This is a genomic window from Thiorhodovibrio winogradskyi (genome assembly GCF_036208045.1).
Taxonomy (GTDB): domain Bacteria; phylum Pseudomonadota; class Gammaproteobacteria; order Chromatiales; family Chromatiaceae; genus Thiorhodovibrio; species Thiorhodovibrio winogradskyi.
In genome coordinates, this window is sequence record NZ_CP121472.1 from 1,960,873 (window position 1) to 1,981,686 (window position 20,814).

The 20,814-nt window shown below is 62.0% G+C and carries 12 protein-coding genes and 3 pseudogenes; 4 read left to right on the forward strand and 11 right to left on the reverse strand.

The genetic code is table 11. The features are described 5' to 3' along the window. Positions 1 to 72 precede the first annotated feature (72 nt). From Thiowin_RS08790 to Thiowin_RS08805, 4 genes are all read right to left on the reverse strand, one after another. The gene (locus tag Thiowin_RS08790) at positions 73 to 5,292 is read right to left on the reverse strand and encodes a PAS domain S-box protein (RefSeq protein WP_328987355.1); all 5,220 of its coding nucleotides are present in this window, start codon (positions 5,290 to 5,292) and stop codon (positions 73 to 75) included. Positions 5,293 to 5,323: 31 nt separating this feature from the next. Next, on the reverse strand, positions 5,324 to 5,701 hold the full coding sequence (locus tag Thiowin_RS08795; RefSeq protein WP_328987356.1) for a response regulator: 378 nt from the start codon (positions 5,699 to 5,701) through the stop codon (positions 5,324 to 5,326). Between the two features lie 107 nt (positions 5,702 to 5,808). Beyond that, a complete protein-coding gene (locus Thiowin_RS08800; protein ID WP_328987357.1) occupies positions 5,809 to 7,362 on the reverse strand; it encodes an ATP-binding response regulator in 1,554 nt (517 codons plus the stop codon). 49 nt (positions 7,363 to 7,411) lie between these two features. Beyond that, complete coding sequence (locus Thiowin_RS08805; RefSeq protein WP_328987358.1) at positions 7,412 to 8,443, reverse strand: HD-GYP domain-containing protein; 1,032 nt, start codon at positions 8,441 to 8,443, stop codon at positions 7,412 to 7,414. A 267-nt stretch (positions 8,444 to 8,710) separates the two neighbouring features. Here Thiowin_RS08805 and blaOXA point away from each other — a divergent pair, with 267 nt between their 5' ends. After that, on the forward strand, positions 8,711 to 9,484 hold the full coding sequence (blaOXA, locus tag Thiowin_RS08810; RefSeq protein ID WP_328987360.1) for a class D beta-lactamase: 774 nt from the start codon (positions 8,711 to 8,713) through the stop codon (positions 9,482 to 9,484). Between the two features lie 67 nt (positions 9,485 to 9,551). On the opposite strand, the gene Thiowin_RS08815 is transcribed toward blaOXA, so the two are convergent. The 6 genes from Thiowin_RS08815 to Thiowin_RS08840 all read right to left on the reverse strand — a co-directional run bounded on the left by Thiowin_RS08815 (position 9,552) and on the right by Thiowin_RS08840 (position 18,233). Then, a complete protein-coding gene (locus Thiowin_RS08815) occupies positions 9,552 to 10,547 on the reverse strand; it encodes an adenosine kinase (protein ID WP_328987361.1) in 996 nt (331 codons plus the stop codon). Between the two features lie 109 nt (positions 10,548 to 10,656). Next, entirely contained in the window at positions 10,657 to 11,586 is a 930-nt protein-coding gene (gene bchO / locus Thiowin_RS08820) for an alpha/beta fold hydrolase BchO (RefSeq protein ID WP_328987362.1), read from the reverse strand. Between the two features lie 46 nt (positions 11,587 to 11,632). Further along, a complete protein-coding gene (locus Thiowin_RS08825) occupies positions 11,633 to 13,573 on the reverse strand; it encodes a magnesium chelatase subunit D (RefSeq protein ID WP_328987363.1) in 1,941 nt (646 codons plus the stop codon). Further along, positions 13,570 to 14,598 (reverse strand): magnesium chelatase ATPase subunit I, encoded by a 1,029-nt coding sequence (bchI, locus tag Thiowin_RS08830; protein ID WP_328987364.1) that lies wholly within the window; start codon positions 14,596 to 14,598, stop codon positions 13,570 to 13,572. The genes Thiowin_RS08825 and bchI overlap by 4 nt, the downstream gene beginning before the upstream one ends. Positions 14,599 to 15,881: 1,283 nt before the next feature. Continuing rightward, entirely contained in the window at positions 15,882 to 16,298 is a 417-nt protein-coding gene (locus tag Thiowin_RS08835) for a hypothetical protein (protein WP_328987365.1), read from the reverse strand. Positions 16,299 to 17,105: 807 nt separating this feature from the next. Further along, complete coding sequence (locus Thiowin_RS08840; protein ID WP_328987366.1) at positions 17,106 to 18,233, reverse strand: IS110 family RNA-guided transposase; 1,128 nt, start codon at positions 18,231 to 18,233, stop codon at positions 17,106 to 17,108. Between the two features lie 294 nt (positions 18,234 to 18,527). Between Thiowin_RS08840 and tnpA the strand changes: the two are divergent. The 3 pseudogenes from tnpA to Thiowin_RS08855 all read left to right on the forward strand — a co-directional run. Further along, positions 18,528 to 18,749, forward strand: a pseudogene (gene tnpA / locus Thiowin_RS08845) (IS200/IS605 family transposase); the annotation flags it as partial. 83 nt (positions 18,750 to 18,832) lie between these two features. Beyond that, positions 18,833 to 20,004, forward strand: a pseudogene (locus Thiowin_RS08850) (IS3 family transposase); the annotation flags it as partial. Between the two features lie 147 nt (positions 20,005 to 20,151). After that, a pseudogene (locus tag Thiowin_RS08855) lies at positions 20,152 to 20,367 on the forward strand (transposase); the annotation flags it as partial. Positions 20,368 to 20,475: 108 nt separating this feature from the next. Here Thiowin_RS08855 and Thiowin_RS08860 read toward each other — a convergent pair. Beyond that, the gene (locus Thiowin_RS08860) at positions 20,476 to 20,760 is read right to left on the reverse strand and encodes a hypothetical protein (protein WP_328987367.1); all 285 of its coding nucleotides are present in this window, start codon (positions 20,758 to 20,760) and stop codon (positions 20,476 to 20,478) included. Positions 20,761 to 20,814 lie beyond the last annotated feature (54 nt).

Sequence of the window (20,814 nt, forward strand, 5' to 3'; positions counted from 1 at the left end):
AATCGTTGCTTGGTCTGTGGATGGTAGTCGGTTTTGGTCGGTCATGACCAGATTGAGCGCCGAATTTCTGTGTCACAAAGCCTTTATCTCTTCGCGTTGATCCACGCGCGCAGCCAAGGCGCTTTCCAACTGATCCAGCGCCTCGAGCGCGGCTTCGAAGTCGTAGGCGTCGACGGCCTTGGCGACGGGGTGCAGGGCTTGGGCCAAGGGGTGGGCGCCGAGTTGGTTGGACAGGGCGGCGATGACCTCGGTGGCCTCGGTGTCGTCGTCTTCGAGCAGGGCGCGCAGGCGGGTCAGCTCGGGTGTCAGGGCGGTCGGGTCGATGGTCTGTGGTGATCCTATTTCCGTGCCGGTGCCGGTGCCCGTGCCCGCCGTGGCTGACGCGGGTTGTTCGAGCTGGGCGAGTCCGGCGAGGACGGGCGCGAGGGCGGCGAGGGTGGCCTGGAGCTGGCTGTCGATGATCGCGGGCGACTCGCCATCGCGGCAGGCGGCCTCCAGCGCGGCGGCGGCGTGGCGCACACCCTCGGCGCCGATGTTGGCGGCCACGCCCTTGAGTGTGTGGGCGCAACGGGTGGCGGCGTCCGGGTCTTGCTCGCGCGCCGCCAGGGCGGCGGCGAATTGATCGGCGAAGTCGCTCTGGCTGTCGCGGAAGCGCCCGAGCAGACGGCGGTAAAGCGCCTCGTTGCCCTGCGCGGTGGCCAGGCCGGCTTGGGTGTCGATGCCGGGGAGAGAGGCAAGGGACGAGGGGCGAGGGGCGAGGGACGAGGGGCGAGGGGCGAGGGACGAGGGACGAGGGGTGAGCGAAGACGCGGCCGCGGTCGTCTGTGGCGCTTTTTCTTGCCCATGGCGACTTGCCAATGGCTGGTCGCGTTTGTCGATGACCTCTTCCCGCGTTCCGAATTCCTCTTTGCTATTTTCTATCTTCTCGACAGCAATCCAGCGCGCCATGGTCGCGAGCATTTCGCGCACCTTCACCGGCTTGCCGATGTGGTCGTTCATGCCGGCGGCGATGGCCTTCTCGCGATCGCCGGCCATCACATTGGCGGTCATGGCCAGCACCGGCAGGTCGCGCCATTGGGGATTCTCGCGGATGGCGCGGGTGGCCTGATAGCCGTCCATGATGGGCATTTGGCAGTCCATCAGCACGCCGTCGAAGCCTTGTTGGCGCAAGAGTTCGAGCGCTTCCTGGCCGTTGTTGGCGACGGCGGCGGTCATGCCATTGGTGGTGAGGAGTTCCAGCGCCAGTTCCTGATTGATGGCGTTGTCCTCGACCAGCAGGATGTGCGCGCCGCGCAGTTTGATCAGGGCCTCGGCGGCGGTTCCCTCGCTATTCGCCTCGCGCGTGTCGCTGATCGCCTCGCGGCCCATGGCGATCAGGATGGCGTCGAGCAAGCTCGATGGGGTGACCGGCTTGGTGAGAAAACCGGCGAGTTCCAGACCATCGGCGGCGCGCTGGGCCTGGTCGCGGCCATAGGCGGTGACCATGATGACGGTGGGGGCGTGGGCGATCAGCTGGTCATTTTGAATGCTGCGGGCGGTTTCGATGCCGTCCATGTCGGGCATTTTCCAGTCCATCAGCACCAGGTCGAAGGGCGCGGCGCTATCGGCCTGTTCGAGTTGGGCGATGGCCGCGGCGCCGTTCGCGGCTTGGGCGACCTGGAAGCCGAAGGCACTGAGCATGGCCTCAAGCACCTCGCGCGCGCTTTGGTTGTCGTCGACCACCAGCACCCGCAGCGCCTCGATGGCCTCGGCCTTGATGCGCCGCTGCGAGCGCACGCCGCGTTGCTTGCCGAAGCGGGCGGTGAAATGGAAGGTACTGCCGGCGCCGGGCGCGCTGTCCACCCAGATGTCCCCGCCCATCAGGTCGGTGAGGCGTTTGCTGATGGCCAGCCCCAGGCCGCTGCCGCCATACTTGCGGGTGGTGGAGCTGTCGGCCTGGGTGAAGGACTGAAACAGCCGCTGTTGTTGTTCCGGCGTGAGTCCAATGCCGGTGTCGCGCACCGAGAAATGCAGCGTCACAGTGTCGGCGCCCTCTTCCGCGACCGCGACCCGCACCAGGATTTCACCACCGGGTTCGGTGAACTTGACCGCGTTGTTGCCGAGATTGATCAGAATTTGCCCCAAGCGCAGAGCGTCGCCAATCAGCGCCGTGGGCAGCTCGGCGGGTAGCTCGAACAGCAGCTCCAAGCCTTTTTCCTCGGCTTTCAGGCCGACCAGATTGGCGAGGTTGTCGAGGACATCTTCCAGGCGGAAGTTGGTGGCTTCCATGTCGAGCTTGCCGGCCTCGATCTTGGAGAAATCCAGAATGTCGTTGATGATTCCCAGCAGCGCCTCGGCGGAGCGGTTGACCATCTCGATGTACTTGCGTTGCCGCTCGGTCAACTCGGTTTGCAGGGCGAGATGCGACATGCCCATGATGGCGTTCATCGGGGTGCGAATCTCGTGGCTCATGTTGGCGAGGAAGTTCGACTTCGCGCGGGTGGCTTCCTCGGCGGCGTCGCGCGCCTGGGCCAGTGCCTCCTGGGCGGCGCGGCGCTCGCTGATATCGAGCAGCCAGCCAAGGATGCCGGACTCGCCCTCATAGTCGAGCTTGACGAAGCTGGCGAGCATGTAACCGGGGCTGCCATCGCGGCGGCGGATTTGCAGGTCGAAGTTCTCGACCCGGCCATCGCGCTCCATGCGCGCGAGCATCTCGGCGCGCTCCTCGGGGTTGGCGTAGACCTGGAGCGTGCGATCCCCAACCTTGAGGGAGAAGGTCTCGCGGAAGCTCGGGTTGGCGAAGCGAATAACGCCTTGCACGGTGATGGCGACGCTCAGCGGACTGGAATCGAGAATTTCCTGCAACTGCTGGCGCTCGGCGAGCAAGGCGTTCTGGGCGCGCACCCGCTCGGCGATGTCCTTGAACACCAGCACCGCGCCGATTTGCTCGCCACCCTTGCGCATGGGCACCACGATGTATTCGACCAGCAGCGGCGAGCCGTCCTTGCGCCACAGGGTGTCTTCCTCGATCTGACGGCGCTGGCCGTCGTGCAGCGTGTGGGTCATCGGGCAGTCGGCTTCGCGGAACTCGGTCCCATCCGGCTGCTGGGCGTGAATGCTCGCGTGCAGCGGCTGGCCGATGAGTTCGTCGCGCCGGTAGCCGAGCAGCTCGCCGGCGGCGCGGTTGCAGAAGCTGATGTTGCCGGCGGGGTCGATGCCCATGATGCCCTCGCCGGCGGAGTCGAGAATCAGTGCGTTGTGCTCGCGGGCGGCGGCGATCTCGGCCTCGGCGCGGCGCAGCTCGGTGCGATCATAGACCACGCCATCAATGCGCAGTGGCTGGCCCTGGTCGTCGCTCACGGTTTTGCCACGGGCCACCAAAAAGTGCTCGCTGCCATCGGGCCAGCAGACGCGATACTCGATCTCCAGGGTTTGCAGACCGCGCACCGCCGGCTCGAAGGCGGCCATGACGCGCGCGCGATCCTCCGGATGTAGGGTGGCGATCCAGCGCTCCACCGAGGCCGGTTCGTCTTCGCTTAGACCGAGCAGCCGGGCGACGCGCGCGTCCCAGCGCCAGGTGTCGGTGAGCAAGTCCCCGCTCCACAAGCCGACAGCGGCGGCGTCCAGCGCCAGATTGCGCGCCACCTCGGCCTCGCGCAGCGCCAGCTCGGCCTGCTTGGTGATGGTCAGATCCTGGGCGATGCCGACGAAATGGGTGATCTGCCCGTGGGTGTCCTTGACCGGCGCGATGGACAGGCTGATCCAGTAGTGCTCGCCGTTTTTCTTGCGGTTGCACAGCTCGCCGTGCCAGGTGTCGCCGGCGAGGATGGTGGCCCAGAGATCCTTGTAGGTTTCGCGCGGGGTGCGGTCGCTTTTGAGCAGGCGCGGATTCTCGCCGAGGGCCTCGTCGACGCTGAAACCCGTGATCTCGGTGAAAGTGGGGTTGACGTGCTCGATGGCGCCGTCGCGGTCGGTTACCACAATGCACAGCGGGTTTTGCTCCACGGCCTGAACGTATTTGCGCAGGTCACGGGTGCGTGCTTCGATCAGTTGATCGAGGCGCACGCGCGCGCGGCGACCGAAGGACAGCAAAGCGCCGGTCAGTCCGAGCGCCAGCACAATGACCCCGAGCAGGGCGCCAAGCAAGGGCCCGCGCAGGGCACGATAGGGCTCCAGCGCCTCGGCCAGATCCATCTCGGTCGCCAGCCCGAGGCCTAGCTCTCGCGACCAGGTCCAGGCGCCGATGACGGGCACGCCGCGATAGTCACGGTAGCCCTGGGTATCCATGCCGTTCTCGCCGGCGGTGGCCGCTTGGGCCATGCGTGTCAGCGGCCAGTCTGCCGGAGCGCGGGTGGGGCGATGACCGGCGGGCAGGTTGCCGCCGGGGTCGGCGACGCGGGCGCCGGGTTGACCCTGTGCGCGCTCCAGCCCGGCGGGATCGAGGCGAGTCGGCGTCAGCAACTGGCCGCGGCGGTCGAAGGCATAGGTCTCGCCGCTGGCGCCGATCTGGCCGATGCGGGTCAGGCGCGCGAGCGCGGCGGCGGGGTCGAGGCGCAGCGCGAGCAGGGCGCGGATGTTGCCTTGGGCGTCGCTGATGGGGGCGAGCAGGAACAGGGTGTCCGGCTCACAGGCGGCGCCGAGGTCGACGCCATCGAGATTGTGCGGCGAGATGAACACGGGCGCGCCGGCCAGGGCGCGGGTAAAGGCCATCGGCTGGCAATTGGGCAGTCCGTGGGTCTGGCCGATGGGGCTGTCGGTGCTGGCCGCCAGCACCAGCCCGTTGGGGCGCAGCAGCAGAAAGTCATCGCTGCCGATCAGGTCGCGCTGGGTGGCGAGCAATTGGCGCAGCGCGGCGAGCGCTGGCGCGCTGGTCAGTTGCTCGGCGGCGCTGCGCGGATCCGCGGTGCGCGCCTCGAGATCGCGCAGTAAGGGCAGCAGCGCGGGATTCCGGGCGACATGGGCGGCCTCGCGCACGCGCGCCTCGATCCACAGCTGCATGGCCTGCTCGGCCGACTGGTTGACCGATGCCAGGGTGTCTCCGAGGCGCTCGCGCAGTTCACGCTCGATGGCCTTGAGTCCCTGCTCGGCGAGCATTAAGGCAAGGGCGAGGAAGAGGGCGACCAGCGCCGGGCCGATGAGATTCGGGCGGCGACGGTTGCGGGGCGCGGGTGCTGGCGCCTCTTTGGCGTTTGGGGTGGCGTCTAAGCTGACGCCGCGCGGCTGGTCCGCCCACTTCCAGCGGGCGGCGATCAGCAGCAGCGCGCCAGCGACCAGCGCCAGCGTCCAGGACAGCAGACTCAAGGTGGATGGCATGGTCATGGGTGCCGGGAAGGCGGGGCGCGGGTCAAATGGGCGCGAGGGCGGCTTGCACGGCGGCAAGCAGCGTCTCGGTGGCGACCGGTTTGGTCAGGTAGTCGCGCGCGCCGAGCGCGGCGGCGCGGGCGCGGTCCGCCGGCGCGGCTGACCCACTGATGAAAATCACGGGCAGGGCGGCGGTGGTGGGGTCCGCGCGCAGTTGTTCGCACAGGCCGAAGCCATCCAGCTCTGGCATCATGGCGTCGAGCAACAGGAGATCCGGTGGTGGCGCCTTGCGCGCGGCGGCCAGCGCCCGCGCCCCGCTGGTCGCGGCGCGGATGCGATAGCCCGCGCCGAGCTGAGCGCGCAGCAGGTCGATGTTGGCGGGCTCGTCATCGACGATGAGGATGCTGGGTTTGGGATCCATGGGGCGGTTAGGGGCGAGGGGTTAGGGGTTAGGGGTTAGGGGTTAGAGGCGAGGGGTTAGAGGTTAGGGGGTAAGAGGCGCGGGGCTAAGGGCTCGCCCCTTGCCCCTCATCCCTCGCCCCTCGCCCCTACCGTGGCAGGTAATTTCATCGTAAAGCAGGTGCCGTCCTCGGCGCTGCTGACAAAGCTGATGCGCCCGCCCTGGACCTCGGTCATCAGCTTGGCGCAGTAGGTGCCGAGACCGGAGCCGCCTTCCTTGCCGAAGGTGACGCCCTTGTCGAACAGCCGCGGGCGGATGGCCGCCGGCACCTCGCCCTTGTTGAGTACGCTGATCAGGCCCTGTTGATCTTCGCGGCCAAAGCGCACCAGCACGCTGCTTTTGGCCGGCGCGGCCTCGATGGCGTTGCGAATCAGATTGGCCAGCACGCTGTAGACCAGCAGCCGCTCGGCCTTGACGACGACTTTCTCGCTCTGATCCTGCAATACCACGTCGACGCTTTTGTTGCGCGCCAGCGGCTGCAGATCGCGCGCCACGCGCTGGCTCAGGCCGACGAGATCCACCGGCGCGAGCTTGGGCTGGTAGTCGCCGCGCTCGATGCGCAGCAACTCGACGGAGAAGTTCACCAGCTCGCTGACGGTGTAAGCCGCCTGCTCGATCTTGTCCACCAGATCGCGCTGCACGCTGGAGAGGTAGGCGAGATCGTTCAGCTCCTCGGTGTAGCCGACGATGGCGGTGAGCGGATTGCGGATGTCGTGCCGCACCATGCGGTCGATGTCTTCCTGCAAGCGCACATGCTCCACGGTCAGGTCGAGCTGCTCGCGCAGGGTATCGGTGGCGTCCTTCAGCCGCAGTTGCGTGGCGATGCGCGCGCGCAGCACCAACGGTTGGATAGGTTTGGTGACATAGTCCGCCGCGCCGGCGTCGAGGCCGGCGGCGATGTCCTCGCTCTGGGTCTTGGCGGTGACGAAAATCACCGGAATATCAGTGGTGCGCGGATCGGCCTTGAGCGCTTTCAGCACCGCCATGCCGTCCATCTCCGGCATCATGATGTCGAGCAGAATGAGATCGGGCGGCGTCTCCGCGCGCGCCGCCTTGAGCGCGGTGCGACCATTGATGGCGGCCTTGACGATGTAGTCGGGCTTGAGCGCCTCGGCGACAATTTCGATGTTGTCGCGTTCGTCATCCACGGTCAGAATAATGCGCTGCCGCTCGGGGTCGCGCTTGCGCGCGACGCGGATGCGCGCCAGGGTCGGGTCGGCAAAGGGCTTGGTATCGCTGGCGGATGCGCCCTTGAGCGCGCTCTCCACCCGCTGCGCCAGGGTCTCGGAGGTAAAGGGCTTGGCGACGAAATCCGTCACCCCGGCCCTGATTGCCTCGGCCACCTTGGTGCGTTCCAGCTCCCCGGTCACCATCACCAGCGGCAGGCTGGCGGTGGCTGGCTGGCCGCGTACCTTTTTGAGTAACGCCAAGCCATCCATGTTGGGCATGTTCCAGTCGCTGAGCACCAGGTCGACGTTGCCGCGGCGCAGCATGCCGAGCGCCTCGACGCCGTCGGCGGCCTCGCCGGCGACGGCATAGCCGAGGCGTTCCAGCGCGTAGCGCAGGGTGCGGCGCATGTTCGTCATGTCATCGACGATAAGGATGCGGCTTGCTTTTTCCATGATCGGGATTCGTTTTATCTGTCAGTTCCTGGTGTGCGGTGAGTGGTAGTCACTCCATCATGCCCGCCTCGGCGTAGCGTTTGCGAATTGCCTCCACCTCCGGCAATGCCTGAAGAAAAAGCGGGATCAACTCCGGGTCGAAATGGCGCCCAGCCTCGCTTTTTAGCAGATCCACGGCTTTTTCCACCGGCCAAGCGGCCTTGTAGGGTCGTACCGAGGTCAAGGCATCGAACACATCCGCCACGGCCACGATGCGCCCGACACGCGGAATGTCCTCGCCAGCCAGCCCGCGCGGATAACCGCTGCCGTCCCATTTCTCATGATGAGTCAGGGCCACCACCCGTGCCATCTCCAGCAACTCGGAGTCGCCCGGGTCGCCAATGATATCGGCGCCGATCTGGGCGTGGGTGCGCATGATGGCCCATTCCTCGGCGTCGAGTTTGCCGGGCTTTTGCAGAATCCGATCAGGGATGCCGATTTTGCCGATATCGTGCATGGGCGCGGCATTGAGCAGCAGCTCGGCATCGCGCTCGTCCATGCCAAGCGCGAGCCCGAGAATGTGCGCATAGTGACTCATGCGGATGACGTGCAGGCCAGTCTCGTTGTCCTTGTATTCCGCCGCGCGCCCGAGGCGGCGGATGATCTCGAGCCGGGTCTCGTGCAATTGCGCGGTTTGCTCGCGTACCTTGGCATCAAGCTCGCGGTTTTGATCATAGAGCGCGAGCTGGGTGCGCACCCGCGCCTGTACGATGGGCGGACTGATGGGTTTGACGATATAGTCCACCGCACCCAGCGCAAGGCCGCGAATCTCGTCCTCGATGCTGATTTTCGCGGTGATGAAGATCACCGGGATGTGGCGGGTGGTGAAGTCCTCCTTGAGCTGGCGGCAGACCTCGAGCCCGTCCATGCCCGGCATCATGATGTCGAGCAACACCATGTCCGGTTGTTCGGAAGCGCGCGCGATGCGCAGCGCCTTCTCGCCCCGGGTCGCGGCCTTCATGTGGTAGTCGTCCTTCAGACAGTCGACAAGCAGGTCGATGTTGGCGGGTTCGTCATCGACAACCAGGATGCTTTGTTTCATGGAAAATCTCTCGCAACGGCAGCAGAGGGCGTCGCCCGACGGGCGCGGGACGCCGGTGGCCCATGATAACGCGCCTCTGAGACCGATTTGGGGAGTTTCCGCGGATTTTGGCGTTTGCCGGGCGCCGAGGCAGCATGAGATGTTAGCCTTGTGGCGGTGGGCAACCCTGGCGACGGCAGGCGTCGATTGCGCGAGCCTCCAAGCAGGTGCTCGTCGCGGTCATGCCGGGGGATCTGGCTTTGTTAACGAACCAGGTGGTGATGAACCGTGAAATATCTTCTCGTCGTTGCGTCTCTGTTGTTGTCCGTGTCAGCCCGCGCCGAAGACCCGAGTCTCGCTAAGGTCTTCGCGGAACGGGATATCCAAGGCACTATCGTCATTTCATCGCTGGATGGCAAGCAGCGCTATATTCATGACGAGGCGCGTGCCCAACAGCGATTCCCCTGCGCGTCAACCTTCAAGATTCTCAACACGCTCATCGCACTGGAGGAAAAGGTCGTTAGTGGAAAAGACGACCGGCTCGAATGGGACGGACAGGTTCATGATTTTCCGGATTGGAATCAAGACCAAACCCTAGAGAGTGCGTTCAAGGTCTCCTGTGTTTGGTGTTACCAGGATTTTGCGCGCGCCATTGGCGCCGAGACCTATCGCCGCTATTTGGCCGCGAGCGCTTTTGGCGAATTGCATGAACCTTTCGATGAAACAACATTCTGGCTCGATGGTTCGCTACAGATCAGCGCGGTCGAGCAAGTGCGTTTTCTGCAAAAGATGTATCGCCGCGAGCTTCCCTTCAGCCCGCACGCCTATGCAACCTTGCGCGAGATCATGCTGGTCGAAGAGCGGCCTGGCTATCGACTCTGGGCCAAGACCGGCTGGGCCATGCGCGCCGATCCGCCAATCGGTTGGTATGTGGGCTATGTCGAAACGCCGAATAATGTTTGGTTTTTTGCCACCAACATCGATATCCGCGATCAGGAGGATTTGTCGCTACGTCAGAAGCTGACGCGCGAGGCGCTTTATGCAAAGGGAGTCATACAATGATCCGAGCCCTCCACGCGCACGCGTCGTGGAGGTGCTGGAACTCAGCACCACAAGGACGATATCAGCCTCAGGCAGTGTCGACCTGTTTGAGAATGGCCTGGGATTCCTCGCGGCTAATGCGTGGGCCCAGGCTGGTCACTAGCTTGGCCGAGGCGGCCGAGGCCAGACGACCGGCGCGGGCGTGGCTCCAGCCCTGGGTTAGGCCATAAAGAAAGGCGCCGGCGAACATATCTCCCGCCCCGACGGTGTCGACAGCTTTGACCGGGACCGGATCGATGTCGATGATGTCCTTGCCGTCGAAGACCAGAGCACCCTCGGGGCCGCGGGTGATGGCAAACTCCCGGGAAACGGATTTCAGATAATCGACCGCTTGGTTGAGATCATTGGTATCGGCCATGCCCATGGCTTCGGACTCGTTGGCGAAGATCAGATCCAGCTTCTCGCCAATCATCTCCCTGAGTCCATCCTTAAAGAAGTTGACCATGTTTGGATCCGACAAGGACAGTGCGGTTTTCACCCCAGCTTGCTCGGCAATTTTGCGCGCTTCGATCGCCGCGATCCGGGCCGTATCCGATGTGACCAGATAGCCTTCGGTGTAAAACCATTTGGATGCGCGCAGGGCGTCGGTGTCGAGTTCATGCACCGAGAGATTGCCACTGATTCCCAAGTAGGTGCACATGGTGCGGTCGCTATCGGGAGTGACCAGAACCACGCAGCGGCCGGTGTCGCCCTGATCGAGAAAGCTTGCGTCGCGGGTACTGATGCCGCCGTTGACCAGGTCTTTCAGGTAGAAGTGCCCCAGTTCATCATCGGCGACCTTGCAGGAATAGTATCCCTGGCCGCCGAATTGGCTCAGCGCGATGATGGAGTTGGCCGCCGAACCGCCTGAACCGCGATGATGATCGTGTTCGTGCAGGTGTTCCATGATGCGCAGTTGGTGGGCTTCATCGACCAGGGTCATGACGCCTTTGTCGATGTCGAGTCGTTGCAGATCCTCGGGCGTGACACTGTATTCCATATCGACAAGAGCGTTTCCGAGGGCGTAGAGATCGTAGGCTGGCATGAAGGAGTCCTTTTTTTGATGTTTGAAGGTGAAGAAGAAGTTAAGAAGTTAAGAAGTTAAGAGGTGAAGAAGTTGGTTGTTTGAAATCAAGCTGTCTTGATGCTTGGTTTTAGGAGTTTTTTGTGTTTGATTTGGGTTGGTTGGTGGCTGACGTGTCTTTGATGGCGCGAAAGATGCCCTGGGCAACTGTCTCGGCCTGTTCTTCGTGCGCCAGGTGGCCGAGTCCCTCGAGACGCTGGATGGTCGCCCTTGGCACCAGGGCGCGGACGTGCGCGGCTTCGGAGGGGGGGACCGTTTGGTCGCGGCTGCCGACCAGCAGTCGCAGATCGCACGCCAGTCGCGGCAGGTCGCGGGCCAGTGGCTCCAGATTCCAGTTGGCCATCATGTTGAGCGCCGCGGCCACATGTCCGGGACTACTGACCAGCAGGCGGTAGAGCGCGACCCCGCGCGCGTCCAGATGCGAGCCGGTGCTGTCCACCAGGCGCTCGATGGCGCCCTGGCGTTTGGCGTCATGGCCGACGATACGCGGCACCAAGGATGAACGCGCCAGCAGCTTGGCCACGGGTGAAAAGACTTTGCCGGGCAGGCCGCGCAACGGTAGCAGGGCGCCATTGAGGCTGATGAGCAAGCGAGGATTGATGAGGCCATCCAGACACATGCGCGCGAGAATGGCCGCGCCGGCGGAATGCCCGACCGCCACCTGGGGCGACTGATGGAGGGCGAGCAGCAGGGCGTTCAGGGCCGCCGCCATTCCGGGCAGGGACAGTCGCGCGGAGTCAGGCGCCGAGGTAAAGCCGTGTCCGGGCAGGTCCGGCGCGATCACGCAATAGTCCTTGGCGAGCAGCGGCAGCAGCGCGCCCCAGGAATGGTTGGCGGCCGCCGTGCCATGAATCAATAGCAGCGCCGGCCCTTCACCCGCTATCTGGACATGCCAGCGCAGGCCGCCTGCTTCGAGAAAACGGCTGCACTGGCGATTCGGCCAGGCTTTGGCGTCGCGCTCCCAGTCGGGTTTGTCGTTTAGAACGCGAGTGGAGGTCATGGCATCAAGGCTCGCCTGCAAGCCGCAGTGGAGCCAGTGTAAGGGATCAGACGACGGCTTTAACAGCATTCGACAAGGCGCTGGCGTCCGCGTGGGGCAAGGGCAGGTAGACGGCGGCCATCTCGCGCGCGAGTTGCTCGGCCTCGGTGCGCGGACGCGGGGAGACGTCTATCACCACGGCGGTCAGTTCCGCGGCGCGGAACAGGCGCGCGGCGCTCATGGCATCTTCGCCTGCCTGTGCTCGGCCACCGGTGCCGTCGCGCGCGACATTGGCGCGACCGTCGGTTAAAAAGACCACCACCGGGGTGCCGCCGCGCCTTTGAATACCGTCGGCAAGATCCACCGCCGACTCTATGGCCATGGCCAAGGGCGTGCCGCCACCGCCAGGCAAACCGGCCAGGCTGCGCTTGGCGCGCACCAGCGAGCGGGTGGGTGGCAGCAGCACCTCGGCGGTGGCGCCACGGAAGGCGATCATGGCCACCCGGTCACGGCGCACATAGCAGTCAGCCAGCAGCAATTCGATCGCGCCCTTGGCCTCGGCCAGGCGGTGCAGGGCCGCGGAGCCGGAGGCGTCGACCACGAATATTGTCGTGGTCTCGGAGCGGTGCTTGTAGCGGGTGACGCGAAAATCGTCGAGCCGGACTTCGACCCGTGGTCGTGCCGCGACAGGCGGGCTTGCGCGGCCCTTGCGTCTGGATTGCTTGGCCACTGGCGCGTCGACCGCGCGATATTTTTGCTCACGCTCCTGTTCGCGCTCGGCGCGCCGGATGCGCTGCCAGGGTGCGGCGGCGCGCAGGGTTTCAATCACATTCAGGCGGGCCGTCGCGCTGGGTTCGCCGCGGCGGGTGCCGGCCGGGCGACCGCGCAGGGAGCCGCTCTGGGTCGCGCCGGACTTGCCGCTGGTGCGCGAGCGGGCGCGCAGGGCGCCGAGTTGCAACTGTGCCAGCAGATTGGCGGGTATTGCCGCCTCGGCGGATTCGAGCACCTGATCCTCGAGCGGTTTGTCGATCTCCTGCTCGGGTGACTTGTCCTGCTCACTGTCATCCTGGTTTTCTTCCGGCGGAGGCGGTTCCTCCGGCATCTCGTCCTCGGGCTGCTCTGGCATGGGCAGGCGCGTGGCGCGCGGAGCCAGCACCAGGCGCGCGGCCAGGCTAACGTCCTCCGGGGCGGGCTGTTCGCGGCCGGCCAGCGCGGCGGCAACGCGGGCGACGCGCACGGCGGCCAGCGTCGGGCGTAAGGAATCAACGCCCAGCGCCAGCGCGGTGCCGCACAGGGCATCGAGCGCGTCATCATCCACAGTGACGGCCGCCAGGCGTTCGCGCGCGGCCAGGATGTCGGCCAGCTCCATGTCTGGCGGCAGTTGCTGCACGTCGCGCCAGGCGAGTGGGTTGAGGTCGATCAGCAGACTGAAGCGATCAATCAGCGTATTGGGCAGCCGCTCTTCGTCATCGGCTCCTTCATCCAGAGCCACCACGCCGAAGCGGGTGGGTGTGCGCGCGGTCAGGCCATCGCGTTCCAGCAGAATCTCGCCGGCGTCGAGCACGGCGGACAGATGGGCGGCGGTGGAGCCCGCGACCCGTTCGGCCATGGCTAGCAGCACGACACCGCCGTCGACCTCGGCGAGCAGACCACGCTCGGCAATGGGGCGCCCAGCGCGCAGGGTGGCGGACAGATCAAGGCCGCCGAGCAGACGACCGTCGGCAATGTGCAAAGGGATGCGGCGCAGGGGTGTCTCGGGTGGCAGATAGTCGCGCAACATCTCCAGCCACAGATCCCGCACCGGGCCGGGCAGGGCGCGCACCGAGAGCCCTACAACGCCTGCCGGATCGACCGCGAACAGGGCTGCCGCCATACAGGCGTCTTGCCACGGATCGGGGCGTTGCGGGGGCGCTGGCTGGGATGCTGGCTGTGCCGCGGATTGTTCCGCTGACTGGTGCGGGTGGTGCGCGGCGGGCGCGCCAGATTCGGAGCGCGCGGTTGGCATCATGAGCCGAACAGCTCCTGAATGGCCCGTTCGACGCGGGTGGTGGAGCCGGCGTCGTCGAGAACATTGCGTCGCAGGCGATGGCGCAGCGCCGGCGGGGCGACGCGGCGAATGTGGTCGTCAGTCACGGCATCATCGCCCTCCAGTGCCGCCAGGGCGCGCGCGGCGCGGATTAGCGTCAATTCGCCACGCAGACCGTCGGTGCCGAGTTTCATGCAGAGTTCGGCGGCGCGCTCCAGGGCGGCATCCGGCACCTCGACCTGATCCAGGCGTTCCTTGGCCTTGACAATCTGATTGCGTACCTTGCCATCCTTGCGCTTCCACTTGGCAATAAAGGCATCGGGATCGTGCTCAAACTCATCGCGCAGGCGCACCACCTGAACCCGGGTTTTCAAGTCCTGGGGTGTCTTGACCTCGACCGACAGACCGAATCGATCAAGCAACTGCGGGCGCAACTCGCCTTCTTCCGGGTTACCGGAGCCAACCAGCACGAATTTGGCCGGGTGACGCACGCTCAGACCCTCGCGTTCGACGACGTTCTCGCCGGAAGCGGCCACGTCGAGCAGGGAGTCGACCAGGTGATCCTCCAGCAGGTTGACCTCGTCGATATATAGAAAACCGCGATGCGCGCGCGCCAGCAGGCCGGGCTCAAAGGCTTTCTCGCCGCGGGTTAGGGCGCTTTCCAGGTCAAGCGCGCCAATGACGCGGTCCTCGGTGGCGCCGAGTGGCAGATCGACCACCGGCACCGGCGCCTTGCGAACCTTGATGTCATCCTTGGAGCGGCGGGTGCGGCAAGACTCGCACAGGCCAGCGTCATTTGCCTCCGGGTCGCAGTTATAGGTGCATTTGTCGATCACCCGCATCGGCGGCAGCAGGGCAGCAAGCGCGCGAATCGCGGTGGACTTACCGGTGCCGCGATCACCAAACACCAAGACACCGCCGATGCTTTGATCAGTGGCCGCGATCAGGATCGCGAGTTTCATTTCTTCCTGGGCAACGATGGCCGAAAACGGAAAGGCAAGAGGCATGTTCAGGCCATCCTAAAAGAAAGCGGGGAGGAAAACCCGGAATCACGCCGGGAGTCAAAACAAGCGACAAGGCGGGAGCGCGGCGGATGTGGGCCGGCGCGGACTGAAGTGGTGGCAATGGTCAAGCGCGTGATCCTCTCGATAAGCGGGCGGATGAGCGAGTGTGTGTGCGCAGCGGCAAAATGGCGTGGGGCGTCGCTGCCATCGCGCGGAACAACCCGAAACCCTATCGCTCTTGTGCTGTCGCGGTCAAGTTGCAGCGCACAGATCCGAGGAGGGTTGGCCGCTGAGAGAGATGCAACGGATGTGATTCAACGCATGGAGCAGGATGAACGTTAGCCATCACCCGACGCGGAAGGAGCGCCAGCGACTGTAGCGGTCGGGTGGATGGCCTTGTTGGGCATCTTTTCAAGCAAGACATCTAAGGTGCCGCTATGCGCCTTAAGATATTCATTCTCTTGTGTCCATGACATACCTTGGGTTTCTTGTGACATCCTGTCTCTGATATTTCTCATTAATTCAACAGATTTAAGCTGCATAATCTATGACCTCTATTGGCGTGCGAATCTCTAATATCTGATATCCGAGCCTTAAATTCACAGAATTATACCCATGTATTCTTTCGAGCTTCACGATGTGCTTGAAATTCCAACTTACAAGAACATCGACACGACTGATTGTAGCCGTTGCAATGTGCTGCGCATCCACTCGGCTTTTCTTAGGCACAACACCTTCTTGCAAATATGTATCTGCTAGATCGTTGGCTTCTTCAGTAAATTCTATTAATTCGATATAATCCTGGGTACAGAAAGCAAGACATCACGAACAGCTTGGGGCACCGATTCCAGTTCGGCAATTGTAAGATTTGAAATAACGAGTACCGTTGAGCCTGACTTGAAAGTATCGAATAACGACAGAGACCCCTCTTCGAACTCAACATCGAGGCAACCACCAATTACTGATGTGTCTGTATATATTCTACGTTTCATTGTTGCGATTTATTTTTAGACCTTCCTTTCTGACCAACGCCATGCTCAGCCGAGCCGGTTGAGCGAGGTCGAAACCGGCTTCGGCTGGAGCACCGTGTTAGGCAATTATAATGTGGTACGTCCCCGTTTTCCCCCTGTCAAGGTGTATGGACAACTCCTCGGACGGGACTTTAACCCGCAAGACTTAGCTGTTGTTACTGCGAACGACCAGGGTCGGTTTATTTTCGAGCTGCCAAACAATTCAAGCCGTGCCCCTTTGTCTTGGGGTCCAGCAAGATAAACGAGCAGATCAGATCAGGTGGCCCAGTTGACGATCAAGGTTTTAGCCTCCTTGATCGCTGGTCCAAACTCGTTTATGAGGGGTCCGGTGACGGGCGCACTAGCTGACACGATATTGAGGGCCGTGTTGGCCGTGTGGAGTGCCGTGTTGATAATAGCGCCGGCAGCCGAGTCGATTAGCGAAAGAACGCCACCGGACACATGCTGCAGAGCGTCATCAGACATTTCGTACTGGCTCTGGTCATGCCGCTCCAAGAGATCGACTGTCATCCGCGCGAACTCATGAACGGTCTCTCGCGAGACACTAACCCCGCGGGCGTCAGCGATCTTGACCACCCTGTCCGAAGTGGCGCCGACCAAATCCTTAAAAACCTCAGGTTCACGGTCCGCTAATTCCTGGATGAAATTTGCAAAAGTTTCGATATCTGACATGGTATCACCTTCTTGCGTTGTATTGTGAGTTTGGCGTGCCGAATGATCAGGCTAACGAGCGATGGGCGTGATGCCGGGAGTGATTGGTTCAGGATTAAATGTATTCGCCAAGGAGTGGATTATATGGGATTATATGGGCCAAGAATCGGTTTAGTTTTCGATCTTGCCAAAACAATCCGAGCCAGGCCCCTTCTATGAGGCGTTTTTGTCAAGCCCTTTTTTCGAGAGATTATTTTGTTCAGCGCCAACATCGCAAATCAGAATGTTACATTCATTATCGCATTGCATGATTGCGCAGACCAGCCGCCATGCCGCGCTTCTCTCTCCCCGAAGGGGCGGGCGTGGTTTATCGAAACGCTCGTGCATGGCAAGGCCGTCGGGCGCTGTTCAAACGCTTTCAAATAGCCTGATCACTCACTTTGAATCGTCACTAGCTTATTCGTTCTCCTTGGCGATGGCGGCCGTTTGGTCAGCGCGTTTTGCTCGGTGTCATGAGCATTGCGAGCGTTATGACAGCCATGGGTTGTCTCGGTTTGAAAGCCGACAGATTCTGTGCGAATCCGCTCCACCTTCTATCCGTGCCGGGAAGCCCGGTCACCTGAAATTGCATGCGATGTTCGCCGCTGAAACCGATTGAAAAGGAAAGCGCCCCTTCTTTTAAAACGGCATGACCAGGGGTCAGCCCAGGGGCCTGTCGGGCGCTTTCGACAACCTTGACCGTGATCCGTCGCGTTGCTCTCTCCTCGGGCGTTGGCGCTGTGCTCGGCCGTTTGGGGGTGACTGGATGTCTTCCGCGGGCGGCGGGCCTTAGCCGGCTTTGAGCACCGCGCCGTCCGGGATCTCGCCCTGTTCGAGATAGCGCCACAGGGCGATGAGCAGCTTGCGCGCCAGGGCGACGATGCCGATGCGCCGCATGCGTTTGCCGCCCTTGGCAAAGCGCTCGCGGTACCAGCGACTCAGGGCGCTGTCGGGCTGGTAGCGCAGCCATAGCCAGGACAGCTCGACCATGAGGGCACGGATGCGTCGGTTGCCAGCCTTGCTGATGCCTTGGTCGCGCTGGTCATCACCACTGGCATAGGGCGTGGGGGTCAGCCCGGCACAGGCGGCCAGCTGCTGGCGGTTGCGAAAGCCGCGCCAGCTGAAGAATTCCATGACCAAGACCCAGCTCGAAACCCAGCCGATGCCTTTGAGCTCGAGCATGCGCGCGATTTGCTCATAGGCCGCGTCGGTGGCTTGCTCGACGCGGCGCTTTTGTTCTTGCTCGATGGCGCGGATTTGCTCATCAGCCAAGCAATAGCGCTGATATTCGCGGCGGATCTCTTCTTTGAGGTCGGCGCCGAGGGGCTCGCCGGTGGCGGTGCATAGGTGATCGAGGTTTTCGATCAGCGAGTCGTTGAGGCGCTCGATGACCAGTCCTTGGGCGACGAACAGGGATTTCATCCGTGAGCTGTGGGCGCCACGTTCGTGGATCAGCCGCTCGCGCTCGCGATCAACTCGCATCCGATCCTCGGCCTCGGCACTGGGGACGTTCACCACCGCGAGGGCTTTTTTCTCTCCGCCAAGATAACGCATGAGCTGCACCAGCAGGGCTTCGACGTCGACCCGGTCGGTCTTCACGCGCCGCTTCTTGCGGTTGACCTGGATGCTGGCCGAGTCGACCACACGGCTGTGAATCCCCCAGGATTCCAAGATGCGATGAATCCAGAAGCCATCCCGCCCGGCTTCGTAAACGCTTTCAATGACACAATCCGCGCTGAGTCCAAGCTTCCCCTGGGCGATCTCGATCTGCTCGCGCAACGCGGGAAGATCCCGCGCTTCGATGGTCTTGATCCGGATCTTCTCGCCGTTGCTGAAGCAAAGCTTCCAGGTCTTGTTGCTCAGCTCGAGGGCCAGATAGAGGGTGGTCTTCGGCGTTTGGACAGCGGCAGTGGTCATGTTCGGTCTCCTCGTGGCTCGGGGTTAATGTCGAGGCTTAGACTTGGATGGCCTACATAGTTTCTTTAATTTGTTAGGCGATTTTGTTGGTACGATTTAATGCCGCAGAATTAAATCGAACCTGGCCCCTTTAATTAATTCTATAGAAACCCCTGCAATCTACAGATTACGTTTAAATCCGTTGGGTAATCCCCCGGCTCTGCCGGGGTGACAGCAGAAGTTTGACATTTACTGGAGTCCATCTGGGAGACTCCGCAGCGTGAGCCGCCAAGCACACGATTGTGGAGAATCCAGATGGACGAGTTCGAGAGCCTAAGTCACTCACGTTGGGAGTGCAAATACCACATTGTTTTTATCCCGAAATATCGACGGAAGGTGCTTTACAAGCAGCTGCGGAAGCATCTTGGGGAGGTGTTTCATCGGCTGGCGCAACGCAAGGAGAGTCAGATCCTCGAAGGGCATCTGATGTCCGATCATGTTCACATGTTGATTTCGATTCCGCCGAAGTATGCTGTCTATAGTGGACCCCAATTTTAGGACACTAAATTAAGTTAGTTTTGCCTCATCTGAAGAGACTTGTAAAGACTTGGAGAGAGCAGATGAGTGAGAGACAACGCAAGACCTTCAGTGCCGCTTTCAAGGCCAAAGTAGGCTTGGAAGCGGTACGCGGAGTGAAGACGACTAACGAGATTGCGCAGGATCACGGGGTTCATCCGGTCCAAGTAGGCCAGTGGAAGAAAGCCATCGTGGCGGACGCCGGCAAGCTGTTCGAAGGCCGGCGCGGGCGCAAGAAAGTGGACGACAGTGGCGACGAAGAGCGACTCTACAGCGAGATCGGGCGGTTGAAAATGGAGCTGGACTGGCTGAAAAAAAAGTCCGGGGTGAGCCTGTGAGCGTGCGTCGCGGGTGGATCGACATGGGCGGCCTTGATGATGGCGGGTTAGCGGTCAGTCGCCAATGTGCGCTGCTTGGCGTACATCGCTCTGGAGTGTATGCACACCGCCATGATCGTATTGCCGAGCCGAGCGAACTGGATCAAAAGTTGTTGCGGCTGATTGATGCGGAATACACCAAGAGACCATTTTATGGGAGTCGACGCATGGTTGTGATGCTGCGCGCACAAGGCTATGCGGTCAGTCGCAAACGCGTTCAGCGTCTCATGGGCGTTTTAGGTTTAGCCGGCATGTTGCCTGGGCCTCATACAAGCAAGCCGCATCCTGAGCACAAAATCTACCCCTACTTGTTGCGTGGGCTGGCCATTGTACGGCCCAACCACGTCTGGAGCAGTGACATCACCTATGTGCGACTCGCGCATGGATTTGCCTACCTGGTGGCCATCATCGACTGGTACTCACGACGAGTCCTTTCTTGGAGATTGTCGAACACAATGGACACGGGCTTTTGCATCGATTGCTTGGAGGATGCGCTGCGCCACCATGGCCGCCCGGAGATCTTCAACACCGACCAGGGCGCGCAGTTTACCAGCCTCGCCTTCACCCAGGTGTTGCGTGACGCCGAGGTGGCCATCAGCATGGATGGGCGCGGCAGAGCCCTGGACAACGTCTTCGTCGAGCGTCTGTGGCGCAGCGTCAAATGGGAGGACATTTACCCCAAGGGCTATGAGACGCTCTCAGAGCTGTTCATGGGCCTCTCGGCGTATTTCCCCTTCTACAACGGTGAACGCCCTCACCAGGGGCTTGGCTACCGAACGCCGGACGATGTGCATGTGAGCGGCAAAGGAGGTGGTGTCGTGGTTGCTGATCACTTTGGCGATCACCCGCCAGCGGAGTCGTCGGCTCCGCTACGCTCCGCCGACGACTCCGCTGGCGAAGAACTGGGGCAGCGCCAATCCGCTGCGACTGAACTGGGCGCGCTAACTTAAATTCGGGGGAAAACTGTCCTTGACATGGGGTCCACCTCAGTCTCGCAGGTGGTCGGGTACATCAAGGGCAAAAGCGCAATCCATTTAGCGCGAGTCTATGGTGAGCGAAAGCGCAACTTTGGTGGGATGCATTTTTGGGCACGGGGCTATTTTGTCTCGACAGTTGGTCGTGATGAGGCGACGATTCGGGCCTACATTCAGCATCAAGAGCGTGAAGACCAGCGTCTAGAGCAGCTGAACCTGTGGCGCTGACCGGCCGCCTATAGGCGGCTCATGAACTAGGGGCCGCGTTAGCGACCCCCTTGCCGCTTTGAGCGGCTCACGAATTCGAAAGCCCCCGGCTCTGCCGGGGGATTGTTACTAACTAGTGTTTATATTGTTACCTGTCTCGATTAATAGATTAGCAAAATCGTAAAATGTCCCTCCTCCTGCCACCTGTTCAAGCGCCTCGTCACTTAGTTCATCATTTTTTGCGATCTGTTTTACTTTTTCATTGGCAACTATTAGGTCTTCTTCTGTAACACCATTCTCTTTTAAAAGAGCCAGCAAAGCAGCTTTATCTTTTTGTGCTATAAGCTCATTGCATCTTTCGCTTATCTCTTCATTTTCAACTAGTTTTGTAAAAAATGCTTCTACGGTTTGCATTTTCTCTTCTCCTTTTATGTTATGCCTAACGTTATGCTCACCGGCGCGGGGGCA